Below are 21,621 nucleotides of genomic sequence, written 5' to 3' on the forward strand. Positions count from 1 at the left end.
GCCGCTGGCCTGCTGCGAATAACAAAAAGTTATTCGCTTTTGAAAAATGCTCACTTGCCTCTCATGCGTGAGCGTACCACTATTGAGGGCAGGAGACACGGCCGCGCCCTATGCCAGACGGCCCGACAAATCGATCATGCGACCCACGAACGTCCTTTTCATCCTCTCGGACGAGCATCAGCACGGCCTCATGGGCTGCGCGGGCCATCCGTTCATCCGCACTCCCAATCTCGACGCGCTCGCCGCGCGCGGCACGCGTTTTTCGAACGCCTACACGCCCTCGCCGATCTGCGTGCCCGCGCGGGCGAGTCTCGCGACCGGCCGCCACGTGCACGACATTCGCTGCTGGGACAACGCCCTCGCCTACGACGGCGTGCCGCGCGGCTGGGCGCATCACCTCGCCGATCACGACGTGCTGTGCGAGTCGGTCGGCAAGCTTCACTACCGCTCGGACGACGCGCCCGTGGGCTTTCACCAGCAGCATCACGCGGTGCACATCCTCGACGGCATCGGCCAGGTCTGGGGTTCGGTGCGCGAGCCGCTGCCCGAAACGATGGGGCGCTCGCCGCTGTACGACAAGATCGGCGCGGGCACCTCGAGCTACAACCGCTTCGACATGCGCGTGGCCGACACGGCGGTGACGTGGCTCGGCGAGCACGCGCGCGACGACCGTCCGTGGGCGCTGTATGTGGGTCTCGTCGCGCCGCATTTCCCGCTCGTCGTGCCGCAGGAGTGGCTCGATCTGTATCCGCCAGAATCGCTCGATCTGCCGCTGCTGCATCCGTCGACGGGTTATGTGCGGCACCCGTGGGTCGAGCGCCAGGCGCGCCATATGGACCACGATTCGGCCATCGGCAGCGAGGAGCGGCGGCGTCTCGCAGTGGCGTGCTATCTTGCGCTCGTTTCGTTCATGGACGCGCAGGCCGGCAAGGTGCTCGACGCGCTGCGCGCCAACGGTCTCGAAGAGACGACCACCGTGATCTACAGCAGCGACCACGGCGACAATCTGGGCAAGCGCGGCATGTGGAACAAGTGCCTGATGTACCGGGAATCCACGGGCGTGCCGATGATCGTCGCCGGGCCGGGCATTCCCGCAAGCAAGGTCAGCGAGACACCGGTGTCGCTCGTCGATGTCCAGAACACGCTGCTCGACCTGACCGGCTGCCCCAAGACGCTGATGACGGGCCCTGGCACCTCGCTCGCGCAACTGGCGAACGCGCCCGCGCAGCGCGAGCGGCTCGCGTTCAGCGAGTATCACGCCGTGGGCTCGGAAGCGGCGGCCTATCTGCTCGCCGACGCGCGCTACAAGTTTCACTATTACGTTGGCCTGCGCCCCGAGTTGTTCGATCTCGAACGAGACCCCGAAGAACTCGACGACGTGGCCGCCGATCCCGCCTACGCGCACGTGCTCGCGCGCTTCGAAGCGCAGTTGCGCGCACTGCTCGATCCCGAAGCCGTCGATGCCGCCGCGAAGGCCGATCAGGCACGGCTGATCGAATCGTTCGGCGGACGCGAAGCCGCGCTCAGGACCGGCACGCCCGCCGCGACGCCGGTACCGGCGGCATAGTGCGCGCCACCGCGCACTGACCGACAAGAAAAGACGACAAAGACAAACTGGAGACGACCATGCCATCAGCCGGACTCGCCGCGGCCGCCACGCCGGCCGGCCTCAAGCGCAAGTGGAAGACGGTGATACTCGCGAGCCTCGGCGGCTCGCTCGAAATCTACGACTTCATCATCTACGGCGTGTTCGCGCGCGAGATCGCGAGGCAGTTCTTCCCCGCCGCCGATCCCATCGCCTCGCTCATCAGCACGTTCAGCGTATTCGCGATCGGCTACGTCTCACGGCCGCTCGGCGGCATCGTGCTTTCGAGCCTCGGCGACCGCTTCGGCCGGCGCGCGATCTTTCTCGTCTCCGTGCTTGCGATGTCGGCCTCGACGATCGGCATCGGCCTCATTCCCGGCTACGCGAGCATCGGCGTATTCGCGCCCGTGCTGCTCGTGTTGCTGCGCCTCGCGCAAGGCTTCTTTCTCGCGGGCGAATTGCCGTGTTCGATCACGTACGTCGTTGAAGAGATGCCGCAGCGCGCGAGCCTTGTCGGCGGCCTCGTCGTGTTCTGCCTCAATTCAGGTGTGCTTACGGCGACGCTGATGAGCTTCGCGCTGCACGCAACGCTCGACGCCGCCGACGTCATTGCGTACGGCTGGCGCATCGCGTTCATTTTTGGCGGACTGATCGGGCTCCTCTCGTACTGGCTGCGCACGTCGCTCGAAGAATCGGCGGAATTCCAGCGCCTGCGCAGCCACAAGGCCAAGCGTCCGTTTCGCACGGTGCTGCGCACGTTTGCGTGGCAAGTGGCGGCGGGCGTGGGCGTGGCGGGCATCGTCAACGCGGCGAACAGCCTGCTCTTCGTCGTATTGCCGTCGTACCTCACGACCGTGCTGCACTATTCGCCGGCTATCGCGAGCGCGGCGCAAAACGTCGGCATCGCGACGATGTCCGCGTCGCTGCTCGCCTGCGCGTGGCTCGGCGACCGCATCCCGCCGCGCCTCGTGCATCGCGCGGGCGCGCTCATCATGCTTGCGGGCAGCTATCCGTTTTACCGGCTCGTGGCCGCGCATGGCATCGATCCGTTCACGACGTTCGCCGTAATTGGCTTCGTCGGCGGCTTCGTGAACGGTACCTACGCGTTCCTGCTCGCCGATCTCTTTCCGACCCACGTCCGCTTCTCCGGCATCGCGCTCTCGCTCAATCTCGCGACCGTGCTGTTCACGGGCATCACGCCGCTCGTCGTGACCGATCTGCTGCATCGCGTCGGACCTGTCGCGCCCGGCCTCTACATGACGGCGATTGCGTGCATCGGGCTCGTTGCGGGGCTCGCGCTCAAGCGGCTTGGCGGCAAGGTCGAGCGCATGCATCAGACCGGCTAGGCGACACCCCCGACTCCTTCGATCCCAACCGACCAAACCATGCAAGCCTCGCCTCCGATGTCCCTTCCCGACGCACTAGCGAATGCGCTTGGCGCCGACCGCGTGAGCACCGATCCGGCCGTCGCCAACTCGCACGCGGCCGACTGGAGCGACGCGCCGCGCTGCGCGCCGCCGCTCGTGATCCTGCCGCGCACACCCGAGGAAGTCGCGCGTGCGCTCGCCGTGCTCTCGCAATACCGGCAGCCGGTGGTCGTGCAAGGCGGCTTGACCGGCCTCGCTGGCGCGGCCACGCCGCAGGCGGGCGAAGTGGCGCTTTCGCTTGCGCGCCTGAATGCGCTCGAGGCGTTCGATACGACCGGCGGCACCGTGACCGTGCAAGCCGGCGTGCTCCTCGAGCAGTTGCAAACGCACGTCGAAGCCGAAGGCTGGTTCTTCCCGCTCGATCTGGGCGCGCGCGGCTCGTGCCAGTTGGGTGGCAACGCGGCAACGAATGCGGGCGGCAATCGCGTCGTGCGCTTCGGCACCATGCGCGAGCGTATTCTCGGTCTCGAAGTCGCCCTGCCCGACGGCACCGTGCTGCCGATGCTCAATCGCGTGACGAAGAACACCACGGGCATCGATCTCAAGCAGTTGTTCATCGGCTCGGAGGGGTTGCTCGGCGTCATCACGCGCCTCGTGCTCAAGCTCGAACCGAAGCCCGCCGCCGCGCAAACGGCGCTGTGCGCGCTCGGCTCGTTCGATGCGGCCGCGCGCTTGCTCAAGACATTGCGCATGCGCTTGCCGGGCCTTTCGTCGTTCGAGCTGATGTGGGACGACTTCATGCTGGCCGCCTGCGACGTGGCCAGGCTTAAGCCTGCCTTTTCGACGCGTTATCCGGTCTACGCCCTCGTCGAAACACTGGGCGAAGCCAACGACGACGCTCAGCGCGCGCTCGAAGAAGCGCTTGGCGACGCACTCGAAGCAGGCACGATCGACGACGTGATCGTCGCGCAGTCGCTGGAGCAGGCAAAGCAGTTGTGGGCCGCGCGCGAGTCGGTCGGCGAGTTGCTGGCCGCCACGCGCCCGCACGCGGCCTTCGACGTGGGTGTGCCGATGGAAGAGATGGAACGTTGCGTCGCGACGCTGCGCGCGCGGCTCGAAGAGAAGTTTGCACAGCAGAAGCATCTGTTCTTCGGCCATCTCGGCGACGGCAATCTGCACGTACTAAGCGGCCCATACGCCGACGAATCCGCGCTGCTCGATGTCGAGGCGCTCGTCTACGAGACGGTGCGCGAAGCGGGCGGCTGCATCTCGGCGGAGCACGGCATCGGCGTGGTCAAGCGCGCCTTTCTCGGACTGACACGCTCGGATGCAGAGCTTGACCTGATGCGCAAGCTCAAAACCGCGATAGACCCGTCGAACATCCTTAACAGCGGACGGGTCATTCCTTGAGCCGCCTGGAGGATCGGCGGCCCCGCTCATCAATCGCCAGACCCCTGAAGCGGCCATCGGATAGACGCGCCTAGCGCGCTGCGATCCCCTGGGCTCCGGGCGGTACGCCGGTCACTGATCCAATCGGTTCGAGCGCGCCGTCAGGCTTCACGCGAAAGCCGCTTACCGCGCCGTTTCCCTCCCGCACGTACAGGAACTTGCTGCGGCTGCTGAGCGCCATGTCGAGTGGCGCGCTGAGCGTCCCTGCTGCTGGATTGAGCAAGCTTAGCGTGCCGTCCGCGCCAATCTGCAGACTGCTGATCGTGCCGCTGCCCGCATTGGCGGTATAGGCATAACGTCCGTCGCCGGTTGTGACGAGCCAGCACGGCGCGGACTGTCCCAGATGGATCGAAGCGGTGATCGAATCGAGATGCTTGCCGTCCACGACGTCATATGAGGAAACCGACCCGGACCCGGCTTCGGAGACGACTGCATAACCGCGTGCCGTGATCGAAAAGCCGAACGGAGTCACGCCGTTTGAAGCATGAGGTGTCGCAGTCGAAGCGTAACCGGTAAAACCAACGGCATAGGTGTCTATGAGTTGCGTACCTTTTTCGGTCACCAGCAATTCGTTGCCTTCCGGTGCGAACTTGACCTGCGCAGGCTGGGCGTTGGCTCCGCCAGCAAGCGGCCGTTGCGAGCCGGGTAGCGCAACGAGGTGCTTGCCGAACGCGTCGACGAAGTAACCGCTGATGTTCGGTGTACCGCCGGCATTGACCACATACGCTATGGGCCCCTTCATGGTCACGCTAACAGGCATTTGACCGCCCGATGGCGCTCTGTCGAGCAGAGTCAGCTTGTCGCCGTCGACCGCAAAGAGCGAAACATCGTTGCTGCCGGCATTCACGGCGAGCAGAAAACCCGAGTCCAGCGTCAGCGAACCTTGCGAGCCTAGCGGATCGGCTCCGGTGCCCGCGCCTTTTCCGCCGGTTGAGTAGCTGGCCGCGTAGGTCAGTGTTCCGTTTCCAGCGCGAGAAAAGACCATGACCGAGTTTCCGGATGGCTGATTTGTCAGGACGTAGACCGCCCCTCGCACATCGGCCTCAGAATCCGCTCGCGCAACACTAATTGAAGCGAATCCCAACGCCGCTGTGAGCGCGATGGTTCGATAGAGAAACGATGACCTGCGGGTGACATATGACATGGCGAACTCCTGATTCGGTAGACTCGATTTCACTGAAGGTACCGCCACTGCACTGAGCGCCGGTGCTTCTCCCGGCGCGTCAATATGTGATTTGGAATCCTTATCAAACATTCGAAAAGAATTCCACGTCATTCCAATCTTCCCGACCTGCTCAGAGCCCTATGCTGGCGACTCGCGCCGCACCGATAATCGCACCGTCCGTTGATTGAATCAGAATTGCCGCCTGTTCACCGGCAGGGGTCGCGCTTTCAAGCTTCAGCGGCGCACCCGTCCATTCGCCGACGGTTTGTATCGAGCGAACGATATTCGATTCCCTGAGCGTGCGACCTGTGTTTTCGCCTCGCGCAACGTTCGTCACGTGCCCGGCGTCATAGCCAACCAGCACGACTTGCGCATGGCCGGCGCCGCGCCCAACCGTGACCGATATCGTCCTGCCGTGACGCACAGCACTCACCGCCACCGCGGCTTCATCAGCTTTTTGGGCTTTCGCGATCGCCGCTTCGGCGGCACGCCGGTTCGAACCAACCAGTCCCTTCTGACCGTCGATGACCATTTGCGGCGTATAGGGACTGTCGCCGAAGCGGGCGCTGTACTCGGCCTGGCGCTGTGTGGCCGCCTCCAAAGAGTAAGGGTCCTGCCAGCCCAGACTGTTCCAGTACGTCACATGAAAGGCGAGTGGAAGCAACTCAGGGCGATCACGAGAGAGCTCCGACAAAAAAGCATCGGCCGGAGGGCAAGAGGAGCACCCTTCGGAAGTAAACAACTCGACAACGACTGGGCGGGCTGACGCCACAATGGGGGCGACAAGCAGGAAGGACGCGACAGCAACGAGCCGTACAAGCATGATCGATCTCCAGGGCGACGGGATTGCCGTTGAATTCGTCGCGCGCGCTCACTGAGTCCACCGCTCCAGGCAGACCCGCATACCCACTGCATTCAGGGGCACCAACAAGCCGCGTTCAGCCACGGACATTCGTTGCCCGAGACCGTTAGTTCGTTGGGTAACGCTTTCTGGTTACAGCCGGAGAAGTTTTTTTTGCGAGACCAGGCGGGATAGGTGATTTCGGATCGAGGGTCGCCCAATGCTTACAGGGCGACGGGAGCGCGCCGTTGGTCGGCCGGCCGCAACCGAGTCTCACGCACGGGGTGGGGAATGTCACGTCGATCAAGCGGCGAGCCGGCCTGCTGCCGGCTCCGCCAAAGCTCGCTGCCGAACGCGGAAAGTCACACGCGAAAATCCGCCGCCATGTCTTCGTCGCTGCGCGCCTCGAGTTTTCCGGAGCGGCAGGCTTGCATGAACGCCTTGTAATCGGCCTCGTTCTGCGCGGCGTACGCCAACGAATACTCGGTTAGCGCTTCGGCGAGGCGGTCGCCATTGCCGAGATAGGCCGCGATCTCGACAGCCTTTCCGCTCGCCTTGGCATGCGCGCGAGCGAGCGCCCAACCGCAAAGGCGCGCGTAGCCTTGCATCAAGGTGCTGTTCATCCGCTCCACTTCCGCCGACACCTTCATGTCGCGCAATTGGCGGAAATAGAAGTTCCTGCCGGCAGGCCCCGAAGTCCAGCCGAGGAACGAATCGCTGGCCGCCTGCAGCAGCCGCTGGCCGACAACCACACGCTGGCCCTGATGCTCGAGGCCGGGCGCCTCGTAGTATCTGGCGATCACGGACCCGCGCGCCTCCTTGACCTGCAGGAACAGCGGCTTCCCGTGACCGTCCACGAACAGCATGACAAGGCAGAACGTGCCGACACTCCCAACGCCCACCACCTTGAACGCGATATCGTGAAGCTCGTATTGACCGATCATCATGCGGCGCTCGGTCGAAAGCGTGCTCAGGTATTCGTCGAACGCCTTGGCGAGTTTGCCTTGCCACGCTTCGGCGTTGGACCAGTTGCTATCCTTGCCGAGCAGCGAATTCGGCCCGGTGGGATGGAACAGCGCGGGCGGTGCGTCCTGAATCGTCCAGCGGCCGTCGCGCAGCGTCGCCATCTTGGCGAGCACGCTTTCGTGCGTTCGCGAAGCCGCCTTTTTGCTCGTCTTGGCGATGAGCGCCCGGCCTTCTTCGGTCGCGGCGGTCTCCATCATGCGTTCGAACGAGATGATCTCGTGCCACAAGTCCAGCGTGCTGTATTCCGAGTACTCGCGCATGCGCTCGGCGTATTCGTGAACCGCGGCCGATACGAACTCGCCGATGGGACCGCGCCCCATGCCCATGTGCTCGCCGGCAATGGCGAAGCTCGCAACGAGCCGCTTGAGGTCCCATTCCCATGGTCCGTTTGCGACCTCGTCGAAGTCGTTCAGGTCGAACACCAGTTGCCGCTCCGGCGTCGCGAAGCCGCCGAAGTTCATGAGGTGTGCGTCGCCGCATATGGGAAAGGCAATTCCGGAGTTGACCGTTCCGGCGAGATCGTGAGCCTGGATGATTGCGCTGCCACGATAGAACGTGAACGGAGAGAGGGACATGCGTCCATAGCGCAACGGCACAAGCGCGTCGACCCGTCCTGCGCTGTTTGCCCGAAGCAGTTCGACGGGGTCGCGTTCGGTGTTGCCGATCTCCGCGTGCCGGGAACGCTTCGCACGTTCGCGCGCCTGACGCCCCGCTGCCTGCCTTTCAGCCAATGTTTGCGTGCCCGCCATTTGCCCACCTCGTTCTGGGTAAGTTTTTTGATGCGCGTTCAGCCGACCCCATTCAGTCTAGCATCGAGTCGTTCGTTGTACTGCCCTATTTGATGGCCATGCAATCGTTGCTACTCGCGCGTTTTCGTTCGCAAACGTCGCGCAATATCCCTTCCTTCAGGTGTCGAATTTGCCGTATGAATCGTATTGCACCAACGGGCAATGATATTGCCCCAAGCACCTATAGCCGCAATCGGGAGACTCTGCGAAAAGTGTTACCAGAGGTCTTGATCGATCTCGCAGGCCGCCTGCGCCTGATATTTCCACCCCTAACCCGGAGGTGATCATGTCTGAACCGGATGACGCGGCAAAAGCGAGCGGACGCAGAACATTCCTGAAGAACGTGGCAGTGGCCGGGGTGGCCACGACGCTTCCCGGCGCGGTAGGCGAGGCGCTGGCGCAAGCCGGTTCGAGCGCAACCCCGACGGGCGGCGCGTCGAAGCCGGCTTCGGCCGCGACCATCGCGGTGAACAAGCAATATGCCGACTTCCTTTCCTTCGAAGACGCACAGGACTTCGAAGACGCCAAACGCGGGCTCATCGCAACGCTCCCCGAACCCGTCATCATCAAGCAGGCAAACGGCACCCCGGCGTGGGACCTTCAGCAGTTCGCGTTCGTGAGCGGTGGGCCTGAGAACAACTCGCCACCGACCGTGAACCCGAGCCTCTGGCGCAACGCCAAGCTGAACATGAATCACGGTCTCTTCGCGGTGGTCGACGGCGTCTGGCAGGTGCGCGGCTACGACCTCTCCGTCATGAGCATCATTCGCGGCGACCACGGCTATATCGTGGTCGATCCGTTCATCACGACCGACGTGGCCTCGGCAGTCTGGAAGCAACTCGTCATTCCGCATCTTGGCGACAAGCCCATCACGCACGTCGTCTATACGCACAGCCACGTAGATCACTACGGCGGCGTACGCGGGCTCGTGAGCGACGACGACCTGAAGTCCGGCAAAGTTCAGATCGTGGCGCCCGCCGGCTTCACCGAAGCGGCCGTGGGCGAGAACATCATCGCCGGGAACGCCATGGGGCGCCGTGCGAGCTACATGTACGGCTCGCTGCTGCCGCGCAGCCCCACGGGCATTGTCGACGGCGGCCTCGGCAAGACGACTTCGGTCGGCACGATCACGTTGGCCGTGCCCTCCATGTTCGCCGAAAAGACCGGACAGAAGTTGACGCTGGATGGCGTGGAACTCGTGGTACTGATGGCGCCGGAATCGGAGGCGCCTTCGGAGTTCATGTTCTATCTGCCGAAGTACAAGGCGTTCTGCGCCGCGGAAGACGCCACCCACACGCTGCACAATCTGTACACGCTGCGAGGCGCCAAGGTTCGCGACGCCCTCCTCTGGTCGAAGTACCTGCAGTCGTCGCTCGACATGTTCGGCGACGACATGCAGGTGGTTTTCGCCTCGCACTACTGGCCCACGTGGGGCAACGATCGCGTTGTCGCCTTCCTGCGCGCGCAACGCGACATGTACCGCTACATGCACGACCAGGTGCTGCGCATGGCCAACAAGGGCATGACGCCGCTGGAGATCGGCGAAGCGATGCGGCTACCCGACAGCCTCGCGAAACACTGGTTCTGCCGCGGCTACTACGGCACGGTCTATCACGACGCCGTTGCGCAGTACAACCTGCGGCTCGGCTTCTTCGACGGCGTACCGGCGAATCTGCACCGCCTGCCGCCGACCGACGCCGGCAAGCGTTACGTCGAGTTCATGGGCGGCTCGGCCGCCGTCCTCAGCAAGGCGCACGGGTATTACAGCAAGGGCGAGTACCGTTGGGTCGCGGAAGTCGTGAATCACGTGGTGTTCGCGGAGCCGCAAAACACGGCCGCGAAGCAACTCCTCGCCGACACCTACGAGCAACTCGGCTACCAGTCCGAATCGGCGTCATGGCGCAACTTCTATCTGACCGGCGCCATGGAGCTGCGTAAAGGCATTCAGCAACTGCCCGCCCCGCAGCCGCAAAGCCCGGACACCATCCAGGCCATGCCGCTCGACATGTTCCTCGATTACCTCGGCATCCGGCTCAACGGCGACCGTGCGGCCGGCAAGACGGCCGAGTTCAACCTCAATCTGACCGATACGAAAGAGAACTACGTGCTGGGCGTCGAGAACAGCGCGCTGCACTATTCGAGGAACAAGAACTCGAAAGCGGCCGACGCGACAGTTACGATGACACGCGCCAACCTCAACGACATCATGATGGGCAAGACCAACATGCAGAAGCTCGTCATGGCTGGCGACGTGAAGGTCGACGGCAATAGCCAGAAACTCGGTGAGTTCGTTTCGTGGCTCGACACCTTCGACTTCTGGTTCAACATCGTTACGCCGTGAGGTTCCGCCATGTGCGCAGTCTGTGAGTTCAAGATCGAGTTCGGTATCAGCCACCCGCTCGCGCTGAGCGTGGCCGTTGCAACGCGAAAGGCGATCGAGGCGGATCTGATCGAAGCGATCGACATCGACGAGGGCGCGCTCGCCGCGGCGCGAAAGCGCATGGCCGCGGTCGAGGCGTTGAATCTGCTGCAAGCGCGCATTGAAGACGCGCACACGGAGGCGTGTCTCCTCGACTTGCCTGACTTTTATGTCCTGCTCATCGAAAACGATACGTGGGGCTTTTTCCACGCCACCACGGAAGGCTTCGATCCGGACATCGTTCCGGAGATCCCCGACGTGACGACAACGGAAGAGGCGAAACGCAGCAATATTGTCATCATGTCCGAAGCCGCATTGCGCGGCTGGTTAGCCGGTCGATTCGACGTTGAGCACGCGTTTCGCGAGTCGCTTTTCGTGATCGACGGTCCGCAGATTCACGCCGACTCGCTAACCCGGATGTTCTACGCCACGGAGCCTGCCACCGTCGCACCCTGACGCCTTCGGCGCGGCCGCTTCAGCATGACGGCCGCGCCGAGGCAAAACGATACGGCTGCGCGGTTCAACTTTCGCCTGCCAGGCCGCGACGATTATTTGCTCGCCGCAAACCATTTCTGGTAAATCTGTTCATAGCTTCCGTCCTCGTACATCCCGAGCAAGGTCTCGTTGATGGTCTTGCGCAACGGGCTGCCGTTCGCAACCGCGATCCCATACTTTGCAGGCAGGAATATCGGGCCCACTACTGCCAGCTTCCCGTTGCCGAGCCGGCCTGCCCAATACTGCAGCGTGGGCGCGTCGTAGACAATGGCCTGCACGTCGCCGCGCATCAGCATGCGGAAACCGTCGGCGGCGCTGTTGACGCTCACGAACGGCAAGCCGCGCCCGGTGAGGTACTGTGCGGCAACCGTGCCGGGCACTGTGCCGATTGTCTTGCCTGGAAGATCGTCCGGTCCGCGAATATTCGACTGCAGCCGCGCCACTGTTTGCAATGACGTCACGGTCGCCGTGAACTGCGCGATCAGCACCACCCCGATCAGCCACATTGCGGGCACCAGTATCCTTTTCCAGAGCCCGGCGCTCTCGCGCTCGCCATGTTCGCCAGTCGCGATGATCAGCATGGTCACCCAGAGCCCTTCGCCGACTGCGCGCAGCCAGGGCTTCTGGAAGTTGGGATCGTTGCGGCGCTCGATCAACCATACGAGATTGGCGAGAACGAAGACGATCACGACGGAGACGGCAAGGAACTGCCCGAGGGCGAGCCACGGAACCGAACGGAGCGAAGCGACGAACGAGCTGTCGCTTTGCGCGCGCACCATGATCTGCAAACCGGAATCGAAATACGGCAGCGAGAAGTCGACGCGCTTTTCGCGTTCCGGCGTCAGGGTGATCGCCGCGATGGCGACATCCGCATCGCCACGCTGTACGACGCTCAGCAGATCAGGCTGGTTCGCGACGCGATCCCATGTGAAATCGACATGCATGCGGCGCGCAATCTCATACCATATGTCGATGCTGAAGCCCACCGGGGTTGCCGTCTCCGGCAACACGAACGGGGCGACCGTGGCGATCGCCACCCGCAGCGCGCCGCCTGGCGCAGTGCTCGCGCTCGCAGGCGCGGCGGCGGCCGCCTGAGATGGCTGTGCGGCTTCGGCGGCGGCGCCGGATGGTGCCGGCGCAAACAGGACCAGGCAGAGCATGAACAGCCACCAGGCCGGCTTCGTCATGGCGTCCCTCCAGAGGCGACTTGCGTGCGTTGCAGCGATGAGATCCAGTATAAGAACCGTCACCCCTGGCGGGTAGCGGCGCCTTCGTGACAATGACCGGTACCACTCAGAAACTGAGCGCAACACCGAGCGACGCGCCCGTCACATCCTTGCCGAACGCGTAGCGGGCCACGATGCGCAAACGCGAGAAGAGCTTGGTGACCGCGCCGGTGTCGATTTCGATACCTGCGCCGAGCGACGTAAGCTGATTGAAGCCGAGGATGTCAGCCTGACTGCCGAGGTAATCCGAGTGCGACAGTTCGAGGACATAGCGCAGCGGCCGGTTGAACGCGAGCAGCCCGGTCGGTGCGCGCCAGCGCGCGTAGAGATTCGTGGACTGCGCATTCGCGGTCCCGCGCACGCCGCTGGACGATCCAAAGCTCTGCAGATAGATGTCGGTGTAGCGCAGTTCGAGGTCGAACTCGTAAGGCTCCTGGCGGGGATACCAGCCAATCATCAGTGAGCCGCCAAGTCCATACGCATTGAGCCTGCCGTTCTGGATGAAGTCGATGTTCTTGTCGGTCTTCCGGTTGACGAGGAATTGCGCCGCGGTCGCGTCGCTGATCACCTCGCCGAGCGAGAAGTTGAAGATCGGCCGGATCACGAGATCCTTCTTTTCGTTGAGCGGAAAGTCCCAGCCTATGCCGCCCGTGGCCGCCACGTTGGTCCAGCGGGTGGGCAGCGCGCGCTCCTGCTGGCCGTCCGTGGCGACGAACGTGGGATCGTAGCGGGACCCGCCGATCGCCCCCTCCAGATAGAGCGGAAAACTCTGGCTCAGCGTAAAGCCGCCGCCGAACTGCGTCATGCTCAGCGAGGGGTCGCCCGTGGAGCCGTTGCGAATGCCGAGCGTGCTCGCGGAAAGGTCCGGCGTGACGGTAAAGGACAGCAAGGCAAGCACGGCATTTGCGCGCTTTTGTACGTTCGGTCCTGTAAATTCCGGGAGGGACGTTTGCGCCGTCGCCGCGGCGGGCATGAGCAACTGGCTCGCCGCCAGAAGCACGGCTGCGGCCGCATGCACGGCCGTCCCATGTGTGCGGCGCGCGCGTCGGAAAGAGCGCGCTTCAGAACGGTACGTGTTGCCCGGATTCCTGGTGTCGGTGGCCGGCATCATTTCGGGCTCTCCATCTTCGCGCGAGACGCTCGATTTGTCCTTCAGTTCGTCCTTCCGTTCGTCCTTCCGTTCGTCCTTCAGCGCGTAATTTAGCGGCGCCCCCAACGAAAATAAAGGGTTAAGCGCCAGATTGCACCAAAGGGCAATCCAATTGCCCGAACTCCCTATCGCCTCAGTTCGGTGCCTGAGCAAAACTGGCCCTGCGGACTGCCATGCAGCCGCACGATGAAGCGCTATGGGCTCGCCTCGCCGAATGAAAGTCCTGAACGGAGAAGGCGCACAAAGCGCAGTGCATCTGCCACCGGTATGCCGAGTTGCCAGCGCAGTTATCGACGCCATGATCGACAAAGCGAGAGTGACATGCCCGATCAAGATGAAATGAACCCGACACGCAAACTAGCGGCGGCGAAAGATGCCCAAGCCGCCGCGCCCAGCGCGTCCGCGCAGGCGTCTCCACCGTCGGGGATCAACATGCACCCCGAATATGCGCAAGTGATTGCGCGCATGGCCTATGTGTGGGGCTGGCCAATGGTGAACATGCTCAACCGGAGCGCACGTATCACCAGGGCGCCATACCCTGGCTTGCTCAATGGCGTGCTTCCGGCGGCGCCGCGCGGCCAGGTTGGCATGCTTCATGATTACATTGATCCGGCCCAGACGTTCGTAACCTGCCCAAACCAGGACGTCGTCTACGGCCTCGGCTTCTTCTCGCTCGACGACGAGCCCGTTGTCGCACAGGTGCCCGATTTCGGCGAGCGCTTCTGGGTCTACGCGCTCTACGACGCGCGCACCAACCAGTTCGGACATCTCGGCAAGGCGTACCAGTCGCGCCACGGCTTTTACCTGCTCGTCGGGCCAAACTGGAAAGGGAGCAAGCCCTCGGGTATCACCGAAATCATTCGTTGCCCAACGGCGCTCGCCAATGCCATTCCGCGCGTGTTCCAGAACGACACACCTGAGGACAAGCAGGCGATTCAGCCCGTGCTCAATCAGATCGTGTTTTATCCGCTCACGCAATTCGATGGCCAGATGAAGACGATAGTCTGGAATCAGGCGCCGATCATCAAGCCACCTGCACAGGCGCAAAACGACAGCGCCGACGGCGGAGAAACCAAGTGGGTCGTCCCGGAACAATTCTTCGAGCAATTCGGCGAGGTGCTGGATACCGTAGCGCCGCTGCCCGGCGAGGAGGCGCTCCATGCGCAATTCCGCTCGCTCATGGAAGTTGCGAACCGCGACCCCGAAATTAAAAAGGCGCTCGTCTCCAGCGCCGTCGACACGGAGCGGGAAGTGATCGCCCCATTCTTCGCGTGGCGTCGCAACGGCGTGCCGGCCGGCAACGGCTGGAACCGCTCGGCCAATAACGCGCAAACGGGCTTCGATTATTTCGACCGCACGGGCACGGCAAAGTCGAACATGTTCGACAATCGCCCCAGCGAAACGCAGTACTTCTATACGGACCTGGACGCGACCGGCGCACCACTCAGCGGTGCGAACACCTACGAGATCGCCTTTGCGAAAGGCGAAGAGCCCCCTGTCAACGGCTTCTGGTCGCTCACGCTTTACAACGACAAGCATCTCTTTCACGCCAACGACCTCAAGCGCTATTCGCTCGGCACCAAGAACACGACGTTGAACCGCAACGCCGATGGCTCTCTCACGCTCTATGCTGGCTCGAAGTCGCCGGGCGCCGACCGGGAGTCGAACTGGCTGCCTGCCCCGGACGGCACGTTCTCGCTCTATATCCGGGCCTACTGGGGCAAGGAGCCCATTCTGGACGGTTCGTGGAAGCCACCGCAAATTCACAAGCGGGGGTAAGCGTCAACAGGCCATGCTCAAGGAAGGGACCCATGATCTCGCACAGCCGGAAGACTTCACCAGTACGCGCGTTGGCGCACGCGGCGACAACTGCCTGCGCCCTGCTCCTCTACGTGCACAGCGCCTTTGCTGCGAACCTCGAGTTTCTGCACGACACGCCGCTCAGTTACATGAAGCAGAAAGACATCGACTCGGTCAAGCAGGCGGCCATCGCCGCACTGAACTCGAAAAGCGACGGCGAATCGGCGCAGTGGACGAATGAAGGCTTGGGCAACGGCGTGAAGATCGACGCCACATTGACGCCTCACGACACCTCGAAGACCGGTGACCGGACTTGCCGCATCGTCGATGTGGTCCTGAATGCGAAGGGGCAAACGCTCAATCTGCATCCGCGCTACTGCCGAACGGGCAACGGGCCATGGCAACTGCAAAAAAAGAACTGAAGAAGATCTCTTCAGAGCATGCATCTGCCATGATCAATGCAAATGCAGCCTGACTGATTCGCCGGAATCTTCTGAATTTATATGTTTGCTAGCAAAGCAGTAAATCGACGATGAAAAATGCCTAAAATGCCTATCAGATAACTACGATGCACCGAACACACTCAATATCCGCAACAACTAAAAATTTCATTCGCGCCAAAAGCGGCGTTAGCTCGCCAATCTGTCCGTGCGGCGATCACGACAACATCGCAGGCGCTGTTCGTCCTTCACGCTTTTAAGCAGGCAAACTGACCATCGCTTGTGTGCGGCGCAGCAACTCAGCGAGTGACGTCGCGCCAACCTTGCGCATCAGGTCGGCGCGACAAGACTTGATCGTGCGTTCGGACAACCCGAGTTCCGCTGCGATCTGCTTGTTTCGAAGTCCGGCGGCGATGCCGCGCAACACAACCTGCTCACGGTCCGCAAGCTGCACCGCCGCTGGGTGCCGCACGGGCGCCTGCATCGCGTTCGCACGCAACGCCGTGCCGATCGCGTCGAACAACGCTTGCCGCTCGAACGGCTTGAGCAGGAAATCGACAGCACCTGCCTTCATCGCTTGCACGGTGCGCGGCACGTCGCTGTAGGCACTCATGAACACAATGGGCAATGCCCGCGCGTCGCGCAGCAACGCCTGCTGCAGTTCCAGGCCGCTCGGGCCGCCCAGTTCGAGGTCCAAAAGAATGCATCCCGGACGGTTGTCCAGGGCGCTCACCAGGAAGTCTCCCGCGGAGGCATACACACGCGCCTCGAAGCCGGCGCTCCTCACAAGCCGCGATAATGCAGTCCGCATTGCCGCGTCGTCATCGATAATATGAATCACCGTCTGTTCAAGATCCGTCACGCTTTTCTCCGCCGTTCATCGTGCGATGCGACGATATTCCAGGTTCGTGCAATGGCTACAGCGCGCAATCGTCGCAACTGACTTCTTGAATGCGTCTAACTTATATCGGTTTATAGCAACTTTTCAGAAACCCTGCGCGATTGGCGTCACTATCGTTTTTTGAGGATTCATGCGGAAAATTTGACTAATTCTCGATTATTGTCATTTATGAACGGTATTATTTTCCTGCGCTGCCGTTGAAAATAACTGGCAATGCGTTGGCTTCCGTATGAAGGAGTGAATAGGGATTGGGATTGCCCAAAACGGCAAAATCGTTTGCCGAAATCTCAATGGCCACGCGTGGCATTGCGAAAACAATCAGGCAGGGAACCAGGCATTCGATCGTGGTTGTGACTGTGCAGGGCGGCGGCGGGCCATTCACGCTGAGGCCCCAATACGGCAGAAACGGCGACGCGACGTGGGAACGTCACGGTTCACCGTAATCCTCGACACGGCTGCAGCGCAGCCGGTTTGCGTCACGCCGTTGCGGTCGCTTTGGCAATCGCCTCGACCAGCACCTCGCCGGGGAACGGCTTGGTCAGCAGCGCATGCGCGCCGGTGCTTTCGACGGCGCCACGCATGCGTGCGCCGTCGTACGCCGTCATGAACACCGCGGGCGGCCGCGGCGCATGCAATGTATCGTAGAAGGCTGGCCCCGATAAGCCCGGCAGTTGAACGTCGATGACGAGGCAGCGCGCTGTGGAGGCGAGTTCGAATAGATTGGCGTCCTCGGCGCTGCGAAACGACCGCGTGCGAAAGCCCGAATACCGCAGCAGCCGCTCGAGGGCGCGCCGCAAGCCGGCGTCGTCCTCCACGATCACGATCATCTGCCGCATCACGTTCATACGACACCCACCTCACCGGTACATCGAGTCTTGTACAGACGCGCGCACAACGCCGTACGGGGTCGGGGCCTGCTCCGCTGGAGTCGTTCGATTACATTGCAATCCTATGCAATTCATTACCTCGATGCACGATCCACGAAAGAGACAGATGAAGCAGATGCATCGCCAACCCATCTATCGAGCATGTGTACGACATGGACCTTCGGTAAAGCATTGCGCGGTTACGCGAGTTGCAACATCGGGACTTGGGGCAATCCCATTTCCCCTTTGGGCAATATTGGGCAGAAGCCTTCCCTTTCGCGATTCCGGCCATTACATTAGGCACTGCAAGCGCGCAGCGCGACGCTGCGAAAGCGCCTGCTAAAACGATGCTTTCACGTTTCTGCGGCTTCTCGCTCATATGCCGGGAGAACACGATGAAGAGAAGGGTTACATGCGTGGCCGTACTGGCCGCGACACTCGTTGCGCCACAGGCTTTCGCACAGGCTTCCGCGCCGGTCGCGGCAAGCAGCGTTGCCAATCCAGTCGATCCAGCGGCAGTCGAAGCGCTCAAGAAGATGGGGGCCTACCTTCAGTCACTCAAACGCTTCAGCGTTTCGACCGAACTCACCGGCGAGCGCGTGCTGGAAGACGGCCAGAAGCTCCAGCACACGGCAACGGCGGACGTAGACGTCGATCGGCCGCACCGCATACGCGCACTCATGTCGAGTGCACGAAGCGAGCGCGAGATCATCTTCGACGGCAAAACGGTTACGCTTTTTTCTCCGGCCCAGAAGTACTACTCGAGCGTCGCGTTCGACGGCACGATCGCGGGTTTGATCGACAAGCTCAACGAGAACTATGGTGTGGAGTTCCCGCTCGCCGATCTGTTCATCTGGGGAACGCCGAACGCGCCCGCTGAGCAGTTCGAGTCCGCCATGTTCGCGGGCCAGGACTATATCGGTTCAGACCTGTGCAATCACTACGCATTCCGCCAGAAGGATCTTGACTGGCAAATCTGGATCAAGGTCGGGGAAAGTCCATTGCCGCGCAAGATCGTGATCACGCGCCGCGACGACGACGCACGCCCGCAGTCCAGTTCAGTCATTGACTGGACGACGCACGCCACCTTCAACGACGCCACGTTCTCGTTCCATCCGCCCGCTGGCGCGAAGAAGATCGAAATCGTTCCGGTCAAGAACAAGGGGTAGGCCCATGAAGACCACACTCATGCGAAATCCCGTCCGGCTCCTTCCTGTCGTGGTCGCTGCCTGCGTTGCCTTCACGGTGCCGCCTTCCGCGAGCGCCTTTAGAGGCGGCGGCGGTGGCGGTGGCGGCGTGCACCCAGGCGGGGGCGGTGGTATGCACGCAGGCGGCGGTGGCGGCGCACGCGCCAACCACCCGCCCGTGAACAACGTGAATGCCGACGCACGCACGCGCAACGTGCGCAACACGAGCGTGAACAACGTCAACGCGAATCGCAATGTCAACGTGAATCGCAACGTCAATGTGAACGTCCAGAACGACCACCACGGCGGCTGGGACGACGACTACCACCCGGTCGCCACGGCGGCCGCCGTCACGGCCGCCGTGGGCGTGACGTCCGCGGTGGTCGGCTCCATCGTCCGCTCGGTGCCGTCCAACTGTGTGCCGGTGAACTATGGCGGCATGGTGTACCAGCAATGCGGCGGTACCTGGTACCAGCCGCAAGGCGCACAGTACGTCGTGGTCAACGCGCCGTATTGACCTGCCATGCCGCTTCCATCAGCGTAACGCGTACAGTTAGGATGTTCGCACCGCCCCGGGGGCATACGCCCGCGGGGCGGTGCCTTCGCGAACATCGCCGATGACTGGAGTCCGCCATGCACTCGCTGATGGAAAAGCTAAAGGAAGAGTTCAAGAAGGTCTTGCCGCCGACGATCTTTTTCTTCGTCATTCTCCACATCATCGCGCTGGTTCGTACGCTGATGGTCAAGGAGACCGGCATCACGTTGCCTGCCTCGGGGTCCGTGCTGATTGCCTCGCTCATCCTCGGCAAGTCCGTGCTGCTCGCCGACATGCTGCCCTTCATCAACCGCTTTCCCGACAAACCGCTCGTCTGGAACGTCGCATGGAAAACGCTGATGTACACGATCGTCGCGCTCGTCATTCATTATCTGGAGCGCCTCTATGACTTCTGGAAAGAAGCCGGCAGTTTCGCCGGCGCAAACCACGAGATGTTCCTCCAGATCAGCTGGCCGCGCTTCTGGGCCATCCAGATCCTGCTGGTGACGCTGGTCTTCAACTACTGCGTGATCGCGGAGCTGGGACGCGCGCTCGGCAAGAGTCGGCTCAAGAGGATGTTCTTCGGCCCGCTGCCCGTATCGCCGGGCCGTTCATAGCAACGACGCGGCGCGTTCCCGCGCCTGCCCCCTAGAAAGCCTTGCGCAACTGCACCCAGCAGTGGACGGACGTGTTGGCGTTCGCGCTGAGTATTTCCGGCGTGCGTCCAAACGGGAAGGCCACACTCGCGCTCAGCAGAAGCTTGTAGGGTCCGTTCCATTGCACGCCAAAGCCGGCGCTGCTCAACTGGCCTGTGTTGGGTCCGGGAACGAACGGGTTCTTGTACTGCTGCACCCACCCCGTATCGACGAAAACGGAAAACTGCCAGATGCCCGGAATGTTCTGGAACGCGGCGTCGTGCCGGTATTCGACCGTCGCCAGATAGCCCCGCGAGCCGGACAGCACGCCAACGTCGTAGCCGCGCACGCTATCGGGGCCGCCCAGGTAGAACTGCTCGGAGGTGTCGAGGTTCTTGCTCGACGTCTGCCCGGAGAAGCCGAAGTACAGCGCATCGCTGTGCGTGAACTGCTGCAGACGCGACAGCGACAGCGCGAGCTTGACGTAGTGGCCCGCGGTATCCGCGCCAAGCTGGTCGATGATATCGGTTTGCAGATTGTTCGCCGCGAGTACGCCGTAGGTCAGCGCAACGCGCGCATTGCTCACGCCCATCGAATCGAGCTGGTCGCCCGCGAGCGTGGTGGTCACGCTGTTCGTGTGGCGATCGTTCTGGAGTCCGATGATATCGATGTTGTCGTTCAGCCGGCGAAAGTCATATTCGATCTGCCCGTAGAGATTGCCCCGCGTATTGCGGATCAGCGGCTGCGCCAGCACCACGCCGCCAACGAAGGCCGACCCGTGCGCGTCGAGATCGGAGAGATCGTTGCGCAGATGGTAGTTCAGGCCCGACACCGTGGCCCCGAGCGTCGTACCCTGCCCGTTGAGCAGGTAACGATAATCCATGCGTCCGTAGGTCATGCCGGGGCCCGTCGTCAGCGCGCTGAAGTCGAGCAGGTCGCCCTGGTCGAACAGGCCGTTGATGTTCAGGTTGCCGCTGCCGCGCACGCGACCGCTATAGGGGTCGCCGAAGTTGTCCACCCCGGCGTCGCCGGTCACGCGCTGCTGGGGCGTGACGTCGACGAGCAGATCGGACGTGCCCACCTGCTGCCCGGGCCGCATCGTCGAACTGACCAGCGCGCCCGGAATGTCCTGCAAAAGCAGCAGCGTGCGCTCGAGCTCGAACTCGCTCACCGGCTGCCCCGACTGCAATGCCGCCAGCGTATTGTTCAGCACACGGTCCGATACGCGGCTCTGGTTGTTCAACAAGACGGCGCCGTAGCGCGCCTCCGCCACGTCGATGCGCACGACGCCGTTCTCGATCGTCTGCGCGGGCACATAGGCCGTCGCGAGCGGGAAGCCGTGCTGGTGGTACACCTCGCTGATCTGGTCGGCGAGCGCGTTCAGGTCGCTCAACGTGAGGTTCTTCCCCTCGCTCGGCGCGACGATGGCGTGCAGCATGTCGGCGGGCAATTGCGTGTTGCCCGTGATCTCGATCTGGCGCACTGGAAACGTCTTCGTGTTGTCGGCCGGCGCGTTCTTCGGCGGCTGGATCGTGAGGTCGAGATTCGAGGGCGGCGGCTGCAACTGCGGCTGTGGCGCCTGCTGAAGCAACTGGCCGCTATTCGGCGGCGTCGGCACCCGCACTTGTCCGTGGGCGGCAAAGGCCGTCGCCGCGAGCGCGACGGCAAGACTGATTCGTGTTCTGCACAGGCGCTTCGAGCGAATCTCGATCATGGCATGAAGAGGTCGTGGGGCGCTTGCGCGCG

General features: G+C 62.6%; 18 protein-coding genes. 10 read left to right on the forward strand and 8 right to left on the reverse strand.

Annotation, left to right across the window (positions count from 1 at the left end; translation table 11 throughout):
- Window positions 1–136: 136 nt before the first annotated feature.
- From U5A57_RS20260 to U5A57_RS20270, 3 genes are read left to right on the forward strand one after another with little or no spacing between them, the layout of a single operon-like run.
- Window positions 137–1,567, forward strand: a complete 1,431-nt coding sequence (locus U5A57_RS20260; RefSeq protein ID WP_321913452.1) for a sulfatase-like hydrolase/transferase — start codon at window positions 137–139, stop codon at window positions 1,565–1,567.
- Between the two features lie 59 nt (window positions 1,568–1,626).
- Window positions 1,627–2,931 (forward strand): MFS transporter, encoded by a 1,305-nt coding sequence (locus U5A57_RS20265; protein ID WP_321913453.1) that lies wholly within the window; start codon window positions 1,627–1,629, stop codon window positions 2,929–2,931.
- 39 nt (window positions 2,932–2,970) lie between these two features.
- On the forward strand, window positions 2,971–4,362 hold the full coding sequence (locus U5A57_RS20270) for an FAD-binding oxidoreductase (protein ID WP_321913454.1): 1,392 nt from the start codon (window positions 2,971–2,973) through the stop codon (window positions 4,360–4,362).
- A 70-nt stretch (window positions 4,363–4,432) separates the two neighbouring features.
- On the opposite strand, the gene U5A57_RS20275 is transcribed toward U5A57_RS20270, so the two are convergent.
- From U5A57_RS20275 to U5A57_RS20285, 3 genes are all read right to left on the reverse strand, one after another.
- Entirely contained in the window at window positions 4,433–5,656 is a 1,224-nt protein-coding gene (locus U5A57_RS20275; protein WP_321913455.1) for a lactonase family protein, read from the reverse strand.
- 40 nt (window positions 5,657–5,696) lie between these two features.
- Window positions 5,697–6,389 (reverse strand): DUF1223 domain-containing protein, encoded by a 693-nt coding sequence (locus tag U5A57_RS20280; protein WP_321913456.1) that lies wholly within the window; start codon window positions 6,387–6,389, stop codon window positions 5,697–5,699.
- Window positions 6,390–6,769: 380 nt separating this feature from the next.
- Window positions 6,770–8,182 (reverse strand): DUF2252 domain-containing protein, encoded by a 1,413-nt coding sequence (locus U5A57_RS20285; protein ID WP_321913457.1) that lies wholly within the window; start codon window positions 8,180–8,182, stop codon window positions 6,770–6,772.
- 325 nt (window positions 8,183–8,507) lie between these two features.
- Between U5A57_RS20285 and U5A57_RS20290 the strand changes: the two genes are divergently transcribed.
- Window positions 8,508–10,562: an alkyl/aryl-sulfatase gene (locus U5A57_RS20290; RefSeq protein WP_321913458.1), complete on the forward strand. Its 2,055-nt coding sequence runs from the start codon at window positions 8,508–8,510 to the stop codon at window positions 10,560–10,562.
- A 9-nt stretch (window positions 10,563–10,571) separates the two neighbouring features.
- Window positions 10,572–11,096 carry a hypothetical protein gene (locus U5A57_RS20295; RefSeq protein WP_321913459.1) on the forward strand — a complete coding sequence of 175 codons (525 nt, stop codon included), beginning with the start codon at window positions 10,572–10,574 and terminating at the stop codon, window positions 11,094–11,096.
- Window positions 11,097–11,188: 92 nt separating this feature from the next.
- Here U5A57_RS20295 and U5A57_RS20300 read toward each other — a convergent pair whose 3' ends face one another.
- Window positions 11,189–12,322, reverse strand: coding sequence for a transporter substrate-binding domain-containing protein (locus tag U5A57_RS20300; RefSeq protein WP_321913460.1), 1,134 nt, complete (start codon window positions 12,320–12,322; stop codon window positions 11,189–11,191).
- A gap of 106 nt (window positions 12,323–12,428) precedes the next feature.
- On the reverse strand, window positions 12,429–13,472 hold the full coding sequence (locus U5A57_RS20305; RefSeq protein WP_321913461.1) for a hypothetical protein: 1,044 nt from the start codon (window positions 13,470–13,472) through the stop codon (window positions 12,429–12,431).
- Between the two features lie 360 nt (window positions 13,473–13,832).
- Here U5A57_RS20305 and U5A57_RS20310 point away from each other — a divergent pair, with 360 nt between their 5' ends.
- Both U5A57_RS20310 and U5A57_RS20315 read left to right on the forward strand, forming a co-directional pair.
- Window positions 13,833–15,290: a DUF1254 domain-containing protein gene (locus U5A57_RS20310; protein WP_321913462.1), complete on the forward strand. Its 1,458-nt coding sequence runs from the start codon at window positions 13,833–13,835 to the stop codon at window positions 15,288–15,290.
- A gap of 32 nt (window positions 15,291–15,322) precedes the next feature.
- Entirely contained in the window at window positions 15,323–15,733 is a 411-nt protein-coding gene (locus U5A57_RS20315; RefSeq protein ID WP_321913463.1) for a hypothetical protein, read from the forward strand.
- 274 nt (window positions 15,734–16,007) lie between these two features.
- Here the strand turns inward: U5A57_RS20315 and U5A57_RS20320 are convergent, their stop codons facing one another.
- On the reverse strand, window positions 16,008–16,613 hold the full coding sequence (locus U5A57_RS20320; protein ID WP_321913464.1) for a response regulator transcription factor: 606 nt from the start codon (window positions 16,611–16,613) through the stop codon (window positions 16,008–16,010).
- Window positions 16,614–17,128: 515 nt separating this feature from the next.
- Window positions 17,129–17,497 carry a response regulator gene (locus U5A57_RS20325; RefSeq protein ID WP_321913465.1) on the reverse strand — a complete coding sequence of 123 codons (369 nt, stop codon included), beginning with the start codon at window positions 17,495–17,497 and terminating at the stop codon, window positions 17,129–17,131.
- A 416-nt stretch (window positions 17,498–17,913) separates the two neighbouring features.
- Between U5A57_RS20325 and U5A57_RS20330 the strand changes: the two genes are divergently transcribed.
- The 3 genes from U5A57_RS20330 to U5A57_RS20340 all read left to right on the forward strand — a co-directional run bounded on the left by U5A57_RS20330 (window position 17,914) and on the right by U5A57_RS20340 (window position 19,857).
- Complete coding sequence (locus U5A57_RS20330; RefSeq protein WP_321913466.1) at window positions 17,914–18,687, forward strand: DUF2092 domain-containing protein; 774 nt, start codon at window positions 17,914–17,916, stop codon at window positions 18,685–18,687.
- A gap of 19 nt (window positions 18,688–18,706) precedes the next feature.
- Complete coding sequence (locus tag U5A57_RS20335) at window positions 18,707–19,222, forward strand: hypothetical protein (RefSeq protein ID WP_321913467.1); 516 nt, start codon at window positions 18,707–18,709, stop codon at window positions 19,220–19,222.
- Between the two features lie 116 nt (window positions 19,223–19,338).
- Entirely contained in the window at window positions 19,339–19,857 is a 519-nt protein-coding gene (locus tag U5A57_RS20340; protein ID WP_321913468.1) for a hypothetical protein, read from the forward strand.
- Between the two features lie 31 nt (window positions 19,858–19,888).
- On the opposite strand, the gene U5A57_RS20345 is transcribed toward U5A57_RS20340, so the two are convergent.
- Window positions 19,889–21,589 carry a ShlB/FhaC/HecB family hemolysin secretion/activation protein gene (locus U5A57_RS20345; RefSeq protein ID WP_321913469.1) on the reverse strand — a complete coding sequence of 567 codons (1,701 nt, stop codon included), beginning with the start codon at window positions 21,587–21,589 and terminating at the stop codon, window positions 19,889–19,891.
- Between the last annotated feature and the right edge of the window lie 32 nt (window positions 21,590–21,621).

This window comes from Paraburkholderia sp. J11-2 (assembly GCF_905220185.1).
Taxonomy (GTDB): domain Bacteria; phylum Pseudomonadota; class Gammaproteobacteria; order Burkholderiales; family Burkholderiaceae; genus Paraburkholderia.

Bases quoted from the DNA above. Each gene is read 5' to 3' on its own strand.
- U5A57_RS20265 (WP_321913453.1), top strand. From the start codon at position 1,627: ATGCCATCAGCCGGACTCGCCGCGGCCGCCACGCCGGCCGGCCTCAAG.
- U5A57_RS20340 (WP_321913468.1), top strand. From the start codon at position 19,339: ATGCACTCGCTGATGGAAAAGCTAAAGGAAGAGTTCAAGAAGGTCTTG.
- U5A57_RS20285 (WP_321913457.1), bottom strand. From the start codon at position 8,182: ATGGCGGGCACGCAAACATTGGCTGAAAGGCAGGCAGCGGGGCGTCAG.
- U5A57_RS20315 (WP_321913463.1), top strand. From the start codon at position 15,323: ATGATCTCGCACAGCCGGAAGACTTCACCAGTACGCGCGTTGGCGCAC.
- U5A57_RS20310 (WP_321913462.1), top strand. From the start codon at position 13,833: ATGCCCGATCAAGATGAAATGAACCCGACACGCAAACTAGCGGCGGCG.
- U5A57_RS20290 (WP_321913458.1), top strand. From the start codon at position 8,508: ATGTCTGAACCGGATGACGCGGCAAAAGCGAGCGGACGCAGAACATTC.
- U5A57_RS20260 (WP_321913452.1), top strand. From the start codon at position 137: ATGCGACCCACGAACGTCCTTTTCATCCTCTCGGACGAGCATCAGCAC.
- U5A57_RS20300 (WP_321913460.1), bottom strand. From the start codon at position 12,322: ATGACGAAGCCGGCCTGGTGGCTGTTCATGCTCTGCCTGGTCCTGTTT.
- U5A57_RS20325 (WP_321913465.1), bottom strand. From the start codon at position 17,497: ATGAACGTGATGCGGCAGATGATCGTGATCGTGGAGGACGACGCCGGC.
- U5A57_RS20280 (WP_321913456.1), bottom strand. From the start codon at position 6,389: ATGCTTGTACGGCTCGTTGCTGTCGCGTCCTTCCTGCTTGTCGCCCCC.
- U5A57_RS20295 (WP_321913459.1), top strand. From the start codon at position 10,572: ATGTGCGCAGTCTGTGAGTTCAAGATCGAGTTCGGTATCAGCCACCCG.
- U5A57_RS20270 (WP_321913454.1), top strand. From the start codon at position 2,971: ATGCAAGCCTCGCCTCCGATGTCCCTTCCCGACGCACTAGCGAATGCG.
- U5A57_RS20335 (WP_321913467.1), top strand. From the start codon at position 18,707: ATGCGAAATCCCGTCCGGCTCCTTCCTGTCGTGGTCGCTGCCTGCGTT.
- U5A57_RS20330 (WP_321913466.1), top strand. From the start codon at position 17,914: ATGAAGAGAAGGGTTACATGCGTGGCCGTACTGGCCGCGACACTCGTT.
- U5A57_RS20305 (WP_321913461.1), bottom strand. From the start codon at position 13,472: ATGATGCCGGCCACCGACACCAGGAATCCGGGCAACACGTACCGTTCT.
- U5A57_RS20275 (WP_321913455.1), bottom strand. From the start codon at position 5,656: ATGTTTGATAAGGATTCCAAATCACATATTGACGCGCCGGGAGAAGCA.
- U5A57_RS20345 (WP_321913469.1), bottom strand. From the start codon at position 21,589: ATGATCGAGATTCGCTCGAAGCGCCTGTGCAGAACACGAATCAGTCTT.